Source organism: Bacillus cereus group sp. BceL062, assembly GCF_051780025.1.
In the GTDB taxonomy this organism is placed as follows: Bacteria; Bacillota; Bacilli; order Bacillales; family Bacillaceae_G; genus Bacillus_A; species Bacillus_A toyonensis.
The window spans coordinates 13347-27828 of sequence record NZ_JBPWGY010000026.1; the positions used below are offsets into that span (position 1 = coordinate 13347).

Here is a 14482-nt window from a genome sequence, read left to right on the forward strand (position 1 = left end):
CACAAGGAAGGCTACCGTAACTCATTTCGGAAGATGGTTATATACGGAATGTGGTAGATGACATAGCGATAAGGGTGTCGTCGCTATGTATAGGGACATTTACTATCCTCCACTATACGTGGAAACGTGTGAAAGTCGTATCCGAAACCATATGTGCAAGTCTCTTGTCTCCTAAACGGGGATTACCTAAGTTGGAATGCCAGAAGGCTATTGAGGATGACTTCAAGGCTCTACCAAGAAGTGTGGCTCATGAATATCTAATACGGTAACGGAGCCTTCATAGTAGTCCGAGCTAGGGAAAGCCTAGTGCATGGCGAAGGAAGGCAGTCTGTCCGCTTAAAAATGAAATTGGGGAGGTGCGAAAGGCATCATGCAAAGTCCAAAAGTAGTATTAAGCAACCTGCAAAAACAGAGTCAGAAGGAAGACTATAAATTCCGACGACTCTATCGAAATTTGTATAATCCAGAGTTCTATTTCATGGCGTATGACAATCTTAGTAAAAATGATGGTGCACTCACAATGGGTGTAGATAAACGTTCTATCGATGGATTTTCAATAGAAATTATTGAAGAACTTATAGAAACTCTTAAGCAACGGACATATCAACCGTTTCCATCAAAAAGAGTATATATCCCTAAGAAAAACGGAAAGAAAAGACCATTGGGTATACCTAGTTTTGCGGATAAATTGGTGCAAGAAGTTGTGAGAATGGTATTGGAAGCTATATATGAACCAACGTTCTCCATATCATCACATGCTTATCAAAAAGGTAAAAGCTGTCACACGGCACTTCAAGAAATCCAAAGAACGTTTACTGGTAGCAAATGGTTTATTGAAGGGGATATTAAAGGTTTTTTCGATAACATAAATCATCATACTCTAATTGGCATCCTAAGAAAACGTATTGAAGATGAGGCATTTATTGAACTGATATGGAAATTTCTTCGTGCTGGATACATGGAAGAGTGGAAATTTCATAATACCTTTAGCGGTGCACCGCAAGGTGGTATTATCAGTCCACTTCTTTCGAATATCTATTTAAACGAACTGGACCAATACATGATGGATTTTATACAAAAATTCAATCAAGGAAAGAAACGTAAAATAAATCCAGATTACGAAAGAAAATATACTCAAATGAGAAAAGCGATTCGGAAGTATAAAATTGCATTAGAAAATGAACAAATGGGAGAAGCGGAGCAACATTTAGAACAAGCTAAAGCATTAAAGAAGGAATTAAGCTCAATTCCATATAGCAATCCGATGGACTCAAATTATAAACGTCTTACTTATGTCAGATACGCTGATGATTTTCTAATTGGTGTTATTGGTTCAAAGTATGACGCTAAAAATATTAAGGAAACACTGACTGAGTATCTAATGGAGACACTTCAATTGGAATTGTCACAAGAGAAAACGCTTATAACCCATGCTTCCAAAAAATATGCAGGATTTCTCGGTTATAACATTCGTGTTTTTAGAGGAAGTGGACCTCGAAAAGATGCGATTGGCAGAGTATGTAGATACCTTAATGGAAAAGTTCAGTTGAAAATGCCTCACGAAGCTTGGGTTAACAAGTTGAAGAAATACCAAGCTATCAAAATGAGTGCCGATGGCACATGGATGCCAAAAGATAGAGGGTACTTCCTTCATAGTGAAGATTTAGAGATTGTCGCTCAATATAACAGTGAAATAAGAGGGTTATACAACTATTATCGGCTAGCAGAAAACGTGAGTAATCATATGCATCGATTTGCTTACTTTATGTATTACTCTATGCTGAAAACATTTGCATCTAAGTATAGAGTTAAAACAAAAGAGATTCGAAAACGATATGAGAAAAATAAGCGATTTACTGTCACATATAAAACATCTCGAGGAGAAAAACAAACATATTTCATTGAACGTAGTTTTCCAAGAGAGAAAAGGTCAAAAGAAGCGAATCTAGACCTAATTCCAGATACAAAATATGTGTTAAGTGAAACGAGACTTTCTGATCGAATCAAAGCAGAACGATGTGAATTGTGTGGGAAAACCAACACCATAATTCATATGCATCACGTAAAAAGGTTGAAAGACATTAAAAATAAGCCGAGTAAATCCTTCCTAGAGCAACGCATGGTTTCAAGGAATCGTAAGACCATAGCGTTATGTAAGGAGTGCCACGTTAAAAGGCACAAAGGAGAAGTATAAGCAGGAGACAGATGGAGAGCCGGATACATTGAGAGATGTAAGTCCGGTTCGGAGAGGAGCATTTGGAAACCTATCACAGCAATGTGAAAAGGCGCTGGGTGCTTACTCTACTTGTACGTTGACGCAGTTTTAAAATATTATCAGCCAGGTTCTGTCGTTTCTGGTGGCGGAGGAAATCCAGGAAGTGGCGGAAGTAGCGGTTCGAAAGTTGCCGATGTAGGTCGCCAATGGATAGGACGTTCTACCTATGTATTTGGTGGAGGACGTAACACGAATGACATCGCAAGAGGGATTTTTGATTGTTCAAGTTTTGTACGGTGGGCATTCGAACAAGTAGGGATGTATACCAGTCCGATAGGAGCTGTAAGTACGGAAACATTAAACAAAATTGGTACAAAAGTATCAGCAAATGATATGAAACCGGGTGATGTTATTTTCTTTGATACCTACAAACATGACGGACACGTTGGAATTGTAATTGATAAAAATACTTTCATAGGATGCCAAACGAATAAAGGTGTTTCTATTGAAGATTTAAATAATCCGTACTGGAAAAAAGTCTTTTCTGGTCATGTAAGAAGGTTCTAATAACCGAAAGAATAGGAGACTGTAAGAATGAAAGATAAACGAAAATCTTTGTTTATTGTGTTTGTCATTTTAGTTGTAGGTGTGACAGCTTTTAATATCTATTTGAGCAAAAAAACAATGAGTGATGGCAAAGAAAAACAGTTAAAACTTTCAAATGAATTACTAACAAAACAAAATGAAGACTTAAAAAAACGATTGGATAAGGTGCTTCCTTCCGCACAGGAACAACAAAGAAGGGCGTACTTATCGACAGCCGAAACGTTTATACAATTATCATTTCACCGAGAAAAAGAAGGGTATAGTGAACGAAAAGAAAAGGCAAAAACGATTATGAGCGAAGAACTTTTACAACAATTTTATCCAACAGATAAATACGAATTAGGAGTTACGTATAAAACAAAACCAATAGAAATGAAGTTTTATTTACAAGAAAATGAACCCGATAAAGAGGAGGTAAATGTACTAGCTGAATTTATAAATGTCACGACAGATTCAACGCAAAATCGAGAAGAAAAAGTAAACAATGTGTTGCGAATCATCATGAAAAAAGATAAGGAAACATGGCGAGTTACAAGTGTGGAAGAACTAAATATGAAAGTTTTATAACGAAAAAGGTGGGGTGAGAGTGTGATAGGTGCAATTGGTAAGAAGAGTGAAAGAATCAATCTAAGAAAAAATAAGTCGTGGGTCTACCTAACAATTATCAGCTTTCTATTTTTTGGTTTTTTCGCTTTCTTGACATCTAAAATTTACATGCCAAACGATGAAAAGCTATTTCATACAGAGACAAATAAAGTAATTAAGTTGTCGGGTATGGGGAAATTGATTGTAGAAAAAAGGGAATACAATCCACACAAAAACTTTATACAAATTTACTTTCGATTAGAAGGATATGAAGAAACAGGATATACATTTAAGGCGCAGCAAAAAGCAAATCCAGGCGTTCAATTACCTGTCAAAGTATTGTATGAAGAGAACGGAAAATACGTAGTAGAAGTAAAAGAATTATCTCCGAATTGGGGAGCGTTAGCTTTCGATATTTACAATAAAAACGGTGAAAAAGAACAAATGGATATTCGTAAATTCACACAAGATGTTAATGAATATGAAGAAGAAAATGCAGCAACAAAAAGTCCGAATAAATTAGTTCAGACGATTTTTACCGATCAAAGTAAAACAAAAGTAAATGATGAATTGTTAGCTGAAGATAAAAAAACATATGAGTTAGATTTTATAGAAAGAGACAAAAAAGATATTGAAACAAAGATAAAAAACTATGGGAAAGCAATCAAACTGGAAGAGGAAAATGCGAAGACGGTTTATGAAAAGGTAAAAGAATTACAAGATGAAATGAAGTACCAAACGGAAGCAGAAAAAATGGAAACACAATCCAAAATAGCATCCTTAGAATCTAAAATAAAATCATCGGAAAAGAACGTTGAATTGTTTAAAGGAGAACAAAAAATTGCACGAGATAAAATCAAAAAGTTAGAGCAAAAGGCACAAGAAATTAATAAAAAGTGAAAAAAGATATAGGGACACAATGGAGACATTGAGGCAAAAAAAGGGGACATGAAAGGGACATTTAGAAAAAATAACGGGACGTGGTGGAGACATTAATGAAAAAGATAGGGACGTAATGGGGACATTCAACTTCTTTTCTTGCCCCCATCGTTTCGCTAGGCTCCGCCTAGCCCCACACCATCGGTGGGGGCAGAAACCCCTTATGCTCTTCTCGCTATTTTTGGTTCTCTACCCACAATTGCAGAAAGGAGCGGAAATTGTGAATCTAAAAATAAGAGATATAGATCCAGTTGCCTTAAAGAAAATAGATGAAATTGCAAAGGAAAAGGGAATATCCAGGCAAAAGTTTTTGAAAGCACAAATTGAAATGTTGGCGTTTTTTCAGCAACAAAATAAAAGGGAAATGGAATTAGAAAATCTTATTGAAAAGAACATCCATATGATGAGTGATTGTTATAGCGCAATGGAAAAAATGAATGAGTTTATTCAAATGATGATGCAGGATGTTGAAAATGAGTAATGCCGTTCCTGTTCAGTCTTCAATAACACCAGGTGTTGTTTTAAAAACGAAATTTGTGTTACCAAGTTCGGACGTTTTTCAGAACTATATTGATTATGTAGATCGGGAGGAAGCGAAAAGTGAAGTGAAGTTGAATCCGAAAATGTTCCAAACGTATCAAGACTATATGGGGAATTCAGAAAAGACATCGACACTATTTACGGAACACGCAAATCGTTTAACAGAAAGTGAAAAAAAGTCCTTAAAGGAAATGTTTAAAACCGCTCATGAGAATGGAAGTATCATGTGGCAAGATGTCATTTCTTTTCATAATCCTTGGCTAGAGGAACAAGGCATTTATGATTCAAAAACAAAGACGTTGGATGAGAAAAAGTTAATGGATGTAACACGGCTTGCGATGAAGGAAATGCAAAAGAGAGAGGGGATTGAAAAAAGTTCAATCTGGTCAGCAGCCATTCATTTTAACACGGATAATATTCATATTCATGTAGCAACTGTTGAGCCATTTCCAACGAGAGAACGTGGTAAAAGAAAACCAAAAACATTAGATGCGATGAAGGGGAAAGTCGTAAATAATCTATTAGATCGTAAGCAGGAACAAAAACAAATTAATGATCTGATTCGAAAGAATATGGTAGGAAGGAAAAAAGAGGATTCCGTTTTTGATTGGCGTAATCAACATCTGAAACCGTTGTTTTTACAAATCTATAAACAGTTACCAAGTGATAAAAGACAGTGGCAATATAGCTACAATACGATTCAACCATTAAAGCCGGAAATTGATAAATTAAGCAGTAGATATATTCAACATCATCATAAAAAAGATTACGATCAGTTTCTCAAAAAGTTAGATAAAGAAGTGCAAGTTTTTAAAGAAGCATATGGAGAAGGAAAGTATGATAAGAAGCAATATGAAAATTACAAGACGAATAAAATTAATGACTTGTATAAAAGAATGGGTAACGCCTTTTTACAAGAAATGAAGGCATATGATAAAGAACAAAAGAGAATCCATCATTTGAAAAAATCAAAGCCGTTTCAAAGATTCCAACAGAATGTATCTATTCAGTATTCTATGAGGAAAGTGGAACGAGCTTTTAAAAGTGAATATGAAAGTTGGAAGAACCAAAAGTATTATGAGCGTATGCAAAGGGAAAGTGCATATGAAAATGAAAGGGGTTAGATCATGGGGAATGAAAAAATTCGAATGAAATTATCGTTGAGTGAAGATGTGCATCAATACATTCAAGACTATATGGATGAAAATAATATTACACATCCAGGGGATGCTATATCGAAAATTTGTATGGAGCATCAAGCATCAAAAACTTCAGAATGGTCATTGAATTATATTTCTGAAGTGGTATCAAAAAACTTACACGAAGTGTTGAAAAGTGAACTAACAAAAATTCGTCTCGGTGCAAATAGTGCGGATAGAAATACGCAAATTTTAATTGAGTTATTAAATGGTTATTTCTTTTTAGAGGGCGTAGATAGCCTTATTACGACTGATAAACAAGAGATGGGAAGTGTGAAGATAGCAAAAGAAGTCGTAGCGGAACGAATTAGTCATGCAAGACAAAAACGTATAGATCATGAGGCATCAAAGAACAATGTAACGTAAGCTACATTGTTTCTTTTTATAAAAAATACAGGAGGTTAGTAGGATGTTATTATTTCATGAAGATATTGCATTAGGGGTCATTAAAGAGGTTGGAGAAGGTGAACTTGTTTTACTTGTAAAAGAGGAAGAACTAACAATCAAAATTACACGAGAACAAGAGGAAGAACTTGCAGTCCATGTCATGAATCAAGAAAATATGTTAGTTCCGGTTAATGTAAAAACTCATGAGCTTTTCTTTGATACAGCTGAGAGATGGAATGAAGAAGAAATGGAGGAATTACAAAAAGCGAGTGAAAGAGTAGGAGAAGATCATGAGTAAAAGTTATAAGAAAAAATATCAAACGAAATCACCAGAAGAAAAGAAAGAAGCGGTGCAAGCTTTAACAAAAAAGATGGAAAAAAGTGTAGAAGGTTATTTTCGTACACCGGAAGATTTAAAAGAGTACTTAACCTTTATGGCAAAGTTTTATCACTATTCACCATCTAATATTTCATTAATACAAAGTCAATTCCAGGGAGCCAGTGCAGTTGGTTCCTTTTCTTTTTGGAAAGAAAAAGGATTTCCGGTTAAGAAGGGTGAGAAAGGAATTAAAATTCTTGTTCCAAACCGAACTGTTGCAAAATTTAAGGACAAAGAAGGCACTTGGAAAACAGTAACTAAGGCAAATGAGGAAGAGAAGAAACAAATTGAATCTAAAAGCGTAGAAGTGATGCCTGGTCGCTTATATTTTGCTGTTGGTCATGTGTTTGACCTGTCTCAAACAAACGCAAAAGCGGAAGATCTACCTCGTATTTTTCCGAATCGTTGGCTAGAAGGAAGCGTTACAGATTACCAGAGTTTGTATAAAGGAATGGAAGCCATTGCGGAAAAAAACGGTGTAAAGATTATTAAGCCTAAGCAAGAACTTGGGGTCGCAAAGGGAGTTAGTTACACCTTAACAAAAGAGGTTGCTTTGAATCCACGAAACAGTGAATTACAAAATGTAAAAACTCTTCTTCATGAATTGGCACATGCCAAACTTCATACCGCAGAGACGCATATGAACTACACAGCGCTAGAAAAAGAGTTCCAAGCAGAAATGACAGCTTATGCCGTTTCTTCTTATTTTGGGATTGATACGAGCGAATATTCGTTAGGATATTTAGCGAGCTGGACACAAGGAAAAGAAATGAAAGATAAAACGAAGTTGTTGAAAGAAGTACATGAAACTTCCATTGAATTCATCGAAACGATTGAAAGTAGTTTGGAAAAAGAAAAACAACAAAAAAATGAAAAAGAGGTGGGAAGTATGGCAAAAGGAAATGAAAAACAGGATGAGAAAAATATCTTATTGGTGGAATACATGAGTTTAAGTAACACGACACAAGAGCTTGTTTCTGTTGCAGAGTTAAGGGAACAAGCAGATAGGAACCGCGAGTTTGAACCTGTAGTAGGTGGAGAAAAATTGGGTGATAAAGAATTTATTGATGCATTTAACGTGGCAAATCAAGAGAAGTATGCAGCATTAAATCAGGATGAAATTACTCGTCCAACTATGTTAATTCAATGGAGCGAAAACGAAAATTTTAAGGGTAGTCAGTTGATTCCATTTGGAGAGGCCAATGAAAAAATGGCTGAAGTCATTAAAAATATTGAAAAAGCAAAAGAGGAAGCAAGAGAAAGGGATGAATACGTACCATATGATAAAACTCGTTATCATATTGTCATTCCAAAAGAAATAGATAGAGATTTTGGGAGAATGGAGCTTGTGAGTATGGATCGTTTGGATATGGGGGATGGGGACTACAAGACACCGTATGAACAAGTATTAAACGAGAAAAGGTATTTATCGGATGAAGTAAAACAAGCGTTACGAGATGAAGTGATGAATTATAGAAATAACAAAGAAATACCGATGGAAAAAGCACAAGAAAATCCATTAGAAAAACCGAAAGAGACACCCAATCACTTAGTTACAATTGAAGTATTAGCAAACGGTATACAAGATGAAGAACTGGCAAGAATCCACATGATGGATGCTGTTACGAAAGATATAAATTATTTGTCTGTATGGAATCAAGATAAAACCGATCGGGACGATTTATATGTTTCCCTCATGGAAAAGAACGGGAAACGAGAAAATGTGTATCTAGACAACATTTTGAAACCAGATTTATATGAAAAGGTTCAAAGCTCTATATTTGATGGAAGAGGAAATTTGTCATTTGTTGTTTATGAAAAAGATGCAAATATGAGTCTAGATGAAATCGTAAAAGATGAACGATATGGACTCTTAGTTGATAAAGCGGAGGGACAAAAAGATTACTCATTTAATGAAAAAGAAGTGGAATTATATAAAGAAATGAAGACAGATGGATATGCACCTATTGCTTCTCTAAATCAACAAATTCAGCCTTTAAAAGAAAAGGAGCCAACTACATTAGATAAAGATTTAAGCCGAAAATTCGAAGCATACAGACGTTCACAATATGAAGAAACACCAGATAATATTGATAGTACTGTCACTCGTGTAAAAGCTGAAGAGCGATATTATACAACAAAGTATGTTTCGATTGATAATGAGTTGGTAAGCCAAGAACACGTTGTGAAATTAGAAAATCGGGTGGATGAGAAACTTGGGAAAGAAGGAATAACGGTGAATCAGTCTACAACTTCAAATGAAATGGATGTAGATAAAAGTTTTCAACCATTAAACGGAAAACAAATGAACAACAAGGAAAAAGAAAAGGAGCGAGAGCCTATTGATCCAGGTAATGTAGACCATTCAAAGATTACAAAGAAATCAAGTAGAAAAAGAGAAACAATGGAAATGGAACGATGAAAAATTGTATAGCAGGAACACCAGATTAAATCATTTTTTGTTACTCAATTGAGAAAACAGGAAGTGATTTTTTTATATCTAGAAATGAAAGAAGGTAGAAAAATCCCTCTTTCTTGTTTTTAGAACGAAAGGAGTGAATGTCATGAATGTATGACTGGCTGTTTGCGAGCTGTATGTTCCTTGTAGCTGTCCTTTTGAACACATTGTTATTATTTTGGTCACAGAATGATGAAAAAGCGGAGAAATAAGAAATGGAAGCGTGAAACTGAAATTGCAGATTAATAGGAGGTATTACGTATGGGGAAAACATTGTTTATCGCTGAAAAGCCGAAGGTAGCTGTTGAATTATTAAAATCACCTAGATTTAGAAACTCACAAAAGTATTCAGGGAGTAAGCCGTATTATGGCTACTATGAAAATGAAAATTACATTATTAGTTGGTGCCGGGGGCATTTATTAGAACTAAAACATCCGGAGGAGATGGACGAGAAGTACAAAGAATTTAAATTTGATCACTTACCCATTATTTTAGAGCCGGAATATAAAGAGAAATCGGATAGTCTAGAACAAATTCAAATATTAGTTAAGTTGTTACATCGTCCCGATGTGGATCATGTGGTCAACTCTTGTGATGCAGATAGAGAGGGTGAGCTTATCTATCGTGAATTATATGAATATGCAGGTGTGAACAAGCGAGAATCCCGTCTTTTTATCTCTTCCTATGAAGCCGCAGAATTAGAAGGAGCATTAAACCGATTAGAACCAGGAACAGACTATGACGGTCTTGCACAATCGGCTAAAGCAAGGCAATACCTGGATTATATTTTAGGAATTAATGTTACAAGAGGCTGTACATCAAAACTTGCAAGGAACCAATTCTTATTGGCTTCGGGTCGTGTTCAAATGTGTATCTTGAATGAAATCCGTCAAAGGGAAATCGCTATTCAAAATTATAAAGAACAAACCTATTACAATTTGAAGCTACTAACGGAAAACGGTTTATCACCAGTAATGAAAACAGAAGATCAACTGATAGATCCATCGCCACTACAAAAGCTTGGAGATAGCTTGAAAGAAACGAATGTAATTGTAACGGAATTTAAAGAAAGCAATAGAAAAAAGAAACCAAAATTATTATATAACTTAACGGATATCTACAAAGATGCTCACGCCAAACTGAAGATAAATGCGGAAACAGCAAAAAAGCATATTCAGAGTTTGTATGAAGAAGGCTTTATCACATATCCTCGTTCTTCATCCAGGCACTTACCTACAGAACAAGTGGAACGAGTGAAAGAAGTAATGGCAGCATTAGAAAAAAGCGCCTATGCAAATCTCGTACAACAAGTAATCCCATCTTCTATTACAAAAAAACACACTACATTTAATGATGAATTAGTCAGTAGTCACTTTGCCATCATCCCAACAACAAAATTATATGTCGGGACCAACCGAGAACCATTAGAAAAACAGTTATATGACTTAATTGTAAAACGATTTATCGGGAATTTTATGAAACCAGCAATCTACCTGGTAAGAGAAGTGCATTTTATAGATCAAGAGGCTAACACTTACAGTACAAAAGAAAAGATCCTACAAGAGAAAGGGTTTCTAAGTGTGTTTCAAGAGGATATAGAAGAGGGGTCAGTTGAAGCATTCCAGATATCTATTTTACAAGAAGGAGATTCTTTCAGAATCGTGCAGTATGACTTAATTGAGTCTCGAACGAAGAAACCAGCCTTTCATACGGAAAGTTCCATTTTAACCTTTATGGAGACGGCAGGTCGTAAATTAGGTGATGAACATTTGAAAGAACTTATGAAAGGAAAACGGATTGGGACAGTCGCAACGGAAGAAAGGTTTATTCCAAAACTGTTAGAGCGAAGCTATATTGATGTTACCAACAGTCAGATTCGAACTACTAATATTGGTCGTGCGTTTATAGATGCTTTTCCGGTAGATGAAATCAAAAATCCAGCTTATACGGCTGAAATGGAAGGGATGATCTACATGATCGAAAAGAATGAAATGAAATATGAGGAATTTGTGGAAAAAACAAATACGTTTGTAAAAGACACAGTGGAACAATTAGGCGCAATATATGATAAGGTGTCGGATAGCATTATTAATACCTGGAATCAGCAGATTGAGGTGTGCAAATGCCCTTGTAGAAAAGGAAAAATCCTTCATAAAGGTAATTTCTATGGTTGCAGTAATTATCCGGAATGTGAAATCTCCTTACCGAAAAAAATTAAAGAAAAAGCGATTCCGGAAGCGCAAGCGAAAAAGCTTTTTGAGGATAAAAAAACAGATCTTTTAAAAGGATTTAAGTCCAATGAGAAGGAGTTTTCCGCTTATTTAGTGTTACATGAAGGGAAAGTTAAATTTCAGTTCCCAACGCAAGAGGAGCTGTCATTTGGTAAATGTCCAAAATGTAAAAAAGGGGATATGCTTCATCGTAAAACATTTTATGGATGCACGGAGCATAAAAATGGATGTGATTTTATGTTACCAGCCAAAATGAAAGGGAAAGCAATCCTTGGTAATCAGGTGAAAAAGTTAATTCAGTATAAAACAACGGATTTTATCAACGGCTTTCAAGGAGAAAAGGGAGAATTTACAGCAGCTATCTATATGGAAGCGGACGGAAGTTTGAAATTCCGTTTTCCAACGACTGAAGATCGTACAATTGGTAAATGTCCATTGTGTAAGAGTAGAGTTCTTGTAGGAAAAAGTAACTACTTATGTGAGAAATACAAAAAAGGCTGTGACTTCATTATTTTTGGTACATTCTCTGGTAAAAATTTAAGTAGTAACCATGTGAAAAAGTTATTAGAAAAGAATGTAACGGATCAGATCAAAGGGTTTATCTCGAACAAAAACGGGAAAAAATTTGACGCTCGTTTATCATACAGCGTACAGGAGAAGCGATTAAAATTCTTATTCGGCAAATAAAAACAAAGAGTATCAAATATAAGTAGTAAAAGAGGACTAGGGAACAGCATAGTCCTCTTTTTTATTTCATTTTATAGAGTAAAGGGGGGATTCCGTAATGGCACGTGTCAGTACGGAGGATGCGATGAAAGCAAGAAATATTGACTTGATTTCATATCTGGAAGCAAAGGGAGAAACGTTTAAGAAAGAAGGAAACTATTATCGTCATACGGAACATGACAGTCTCATCATTAAAGGGAATCAATATGCCTGGAATAGTCGAGGGGAGAAGGGATATGGAGCGATTAGCTTTGCGATGATGTACTATGACATGACATTCCCACAAGCCGTGATGGACATTCAGAAGGGGGACTACAAAGAGTTTGATCGTTCAAAAGCTGAAGAGGAGCGCAAAAAAGAACAGCAGCCTTTTAGTTATCCAAAACACTTAGAGGTTCCGAAACAAACAGAAATCAAGCAATACTTAATTGATGAACGGAAAATAGATCCTCGCCTGGTGAACTGGTTGATTAAAAAGAATCTCATCGCCCAGGATAAGAAAAACAATGTCGTGTTCAAATGGAGAGAAGAAGGTGGCAAAGGGCAAGTCATTGGAATGAACCGTCAAGGTACTATCAAAATGGAGAATAAAAGAGGAAGCTTTAAGCAAATTGTCCCGAATTATGAAAAAATCAATGCCGGTTTTACGGTTGATGTAGGTAAACCGGATAAGATTTATTTTTATGAAGATCCGATTGATATGTTATCTCATTGGAGTATCAAACAAAATAAGATACAAAACGCTCGCCTAGTTTCTATGCATGGATTGAAGTCAAAAACAGTAATTCAATCTTTAATGGATGCGAAAAAAGAAGGGCACGATATTAAAGAGGTCATTATGGCAGTTGATAATGATAAAGCCGGGAAAGACTTCATTCAGACAATGAAATGTTTTGTCGATCTTAAAGAGGATATCCCAACGAATGAAAAGGATTGGAACGATGTCCGGAAGAAACAAGTGAGTGAGCAACAGGCAAAAGAAACAGCCCAACCAAAGAAAATGAAACCAATTAAAGAGGTGGAGCGAAGTGTCTAATCTACCAGAAATGCCAAACATATTACAAATTTTAATGTATGGTTTTATCCTTTATGTTCTTTTTCGCATTTGTAAATTCATGTACCGGAAGATTCAGGAGCGAAGAATATTAAAGCGAATGGCTAAGTCTGGTATTCGCTTTATAGACAAAATGGACGGATATCAATTCGAGGTATACCTAAAAGCTCTCTTTCGAGAGTTGGGTTATTCTCCAACAGTTACAAAGCAGTCAAATGATTTCGGAGCGGATCTGGTATTGAAGGGGAAAAATCGTATTGTCATCCAGGCAAAACGCTACGGAATGAAAAATAGAGTCGGCATTAGTGCCGTACAAGAGATATATGCAGCACAAGCCTATTATAAAGCACATGAAGGCTGGGTTGTAACAAACAGTGTATATACAAGACAAGCAAAGGAATTAGCGGAAGCTTGCAATGTAAAACTAATAGATCGTGTAGAACTTCAGAAATTGATTAATAAAATCAATCCCGAATATTCGGCTGAAGATGTGTATCAAGGGGTAACACCTGCAGCACGGAAATGTCCAACATGTAAACAAGATTTAGTGATTCGTAATTCAAATAAAACAGGAAATAAGTTTTTTGGTTGTTCCCAATATCCTACATGTACACATACAGAACCAATCAATACATGAGCTGTGATGAAAATCCGGATCTTTTTTCATTTGTTTAAAGAATACATGGAAAAAATCAGTTTAACTAAAAAATGAACCTTCAGATTTGGTTGTATGGGGTTTTGATGGAGTTATTAATACAATAAAAATAAGTAGTATTTGTTATAAAAACGCATGTAGAGGAAGCAGGGGGATTTAAATGCGTTTTTAGGGTTTTTAGGAAAAATAAAAAGGATAGCCATTATTTACGACTTAACACTTTGTCTACGATCTGACGAATTACTTCGTTTCGGTTCTTCAGCTTATTTGCATGCTAATAATTTTCTATTTGTTCTACTGTTTCTTTTGTAAAAGTAACTAAAATTAGAGTGTACTTGTCTTTATTAACAGCCATATTACAACCTCCTCTATAAAAAGAATTATAAGTTATATAACTTTATCGTTTTCCGACAGAAGACTCTTTCCTCAAAAATGTGAAGGTGTGAAACACCAATTTTAGGTGGGAGATGAATGTCGGTTGGCATAGGCCAACATGTTTGCTATCAT

The 14482-nt window shown here is 35.5% G+C and carries 11 protein-coding genes and 1 pseudogene; all 12 read left to right on the forward strand.

Going from position 1 to position 14482, the window contains the following annotated elements:
• Window positions 1-370: 370 nt before the first annotated feature.
• Window positions 371-2194 (forward strand): reverse transcriptase domain-containing protein, encoded by a 1824-nt coding sequence (locus ACS2MN_RS30335; protein WP_346995159.1) that lies wholly within the window; start codon window positions 371-373, stop codon window positions 2192-2194.
• 111 nt (window positions 2195-2305) lie between these two features.
• A pseudogene (locus ACS2MN_RS30340) lies at window positions 2306-2782 on the forward strand (C40 family peptidase); the annotation flags it as partial.
• 27 nt (window positions 2783-2809) lie between these two features.
• A complete protein-coding gene (locus ACS2MN_RS30345; protein ID WP_346995160.1) occupies window positions 2810-3388 on the forward strand; it encodes a MerR family transcriptional regulator in 579 nt (192 codons plus the stop codon).
• A 21-nt stretch (window positions 3389-3409) separates the two neighbouring features.
• A complete protein-coding gene (locus tag ACS2MN_RS30350; protein ID WP_346995161.1) occupies window positions 3410-4306 on the forward strand; it encodes a hypothetical protein in 897 nt (298 codons plus the stop codon).
• Between the two features lie 259 nt (window positions 4307-4565).
• Entirely contained in the window at window positions 4566-4826 is a 261-nt protein-coding gene (locus ACS2MN_RS30355; RefSeq protein ID WP_002156580.1) for a hypothetical protein, read from the forward strand.
• Complete coding sequence (gene mobP2 / locus ACS2MN_RS30360) at window positions 4819-6009, forward strand: MobP2 family relaxase (RefSeq protein WP_346995162.1); 1191 nt, start codon at window positions 4819-4821, stop codon at window positions 6007-6009. The genes ACS2MN_RS30355 and mobP2 overlap by 8 nt, the downstream gene beginning before the upstream one ends.
• A gap of 3 nt (window positions 6010-6012) precedes the next feature.
• Window positions 6013-6450, forward strand: a complete 438-nt coding sequence (locus ACS2MN_RS30365) for a hypothetical protein (RefSeq protein WP_346995163.1) — start codon at window positions 6013-6015, stop codon at window positions 6448-6450.
• Between the two features lie 43 nt (window positions 6451-6493).
• The gene (locus ACS2MN_RS30370) at window positions 6494-6769 is read left to right on the forward strand and encodes a hypothetical protein (RefSeq protein ID WP_061530243.1); all 276 of its coding nucleotides are present in this window, start codon (window positions 6494-6496) and stop codon (window positions 6767-6769) included.
• Entirely contained in the window at window positions 6762-9272 is a 2511-nt protein-coding gene (locus ACS2MN_RS30375; RefSeq protein WP_346995164.1) for an LPD25 domain-containing protein, read from the forward strand. The genes ACS2MN_RS30370 and ACS2MN_RS30375 overlap by 8 nt, the downstream gene beginning before the upstream one ends.
• Window positions 9273-9569: 297 nt before the next feature.
• Window positions 9570-12227 carry a DNA topoisomerase gene (locus ACS2MN_RS30380; protein WP_438894940.1) on the forward strand — a complete coding sequence of 886 codons (2658 nt, stop codon included), beginning with the start codon at window positions 9570-9572 and terminating at the stop codon, window positions 12225-12227.
• Window positions 12228-12324: 97 nt separating this feature from the next.
• Window positions 12325-13302 (forward strand): DUF3991 domain-containing protein, encoded by a 978-nt coding sequence (locus ACS2MN_RS30385; RefSeq protein WP_438894941.1) that lies wholly within the window; start codon window positions 12325-12327, stop codon window positions 13300-13302.
• Window positions 13295-13957: a restriction endonuclease gene (locus ACS2MN_RS30390; protein WP_438894942.1), complete on the forward strand. Its 663-nt coding sequence runs from the start codon at window positions 13295-13297 to the stop codon at window positions 13955-13957. Before ACS2MN_RS30385 ends, ACS2MN_RS30390 begins: the two co-directional genes overlap by 8 nt.
• Window positions 13958-14482 lie beyond the last annotated feature (525 nt).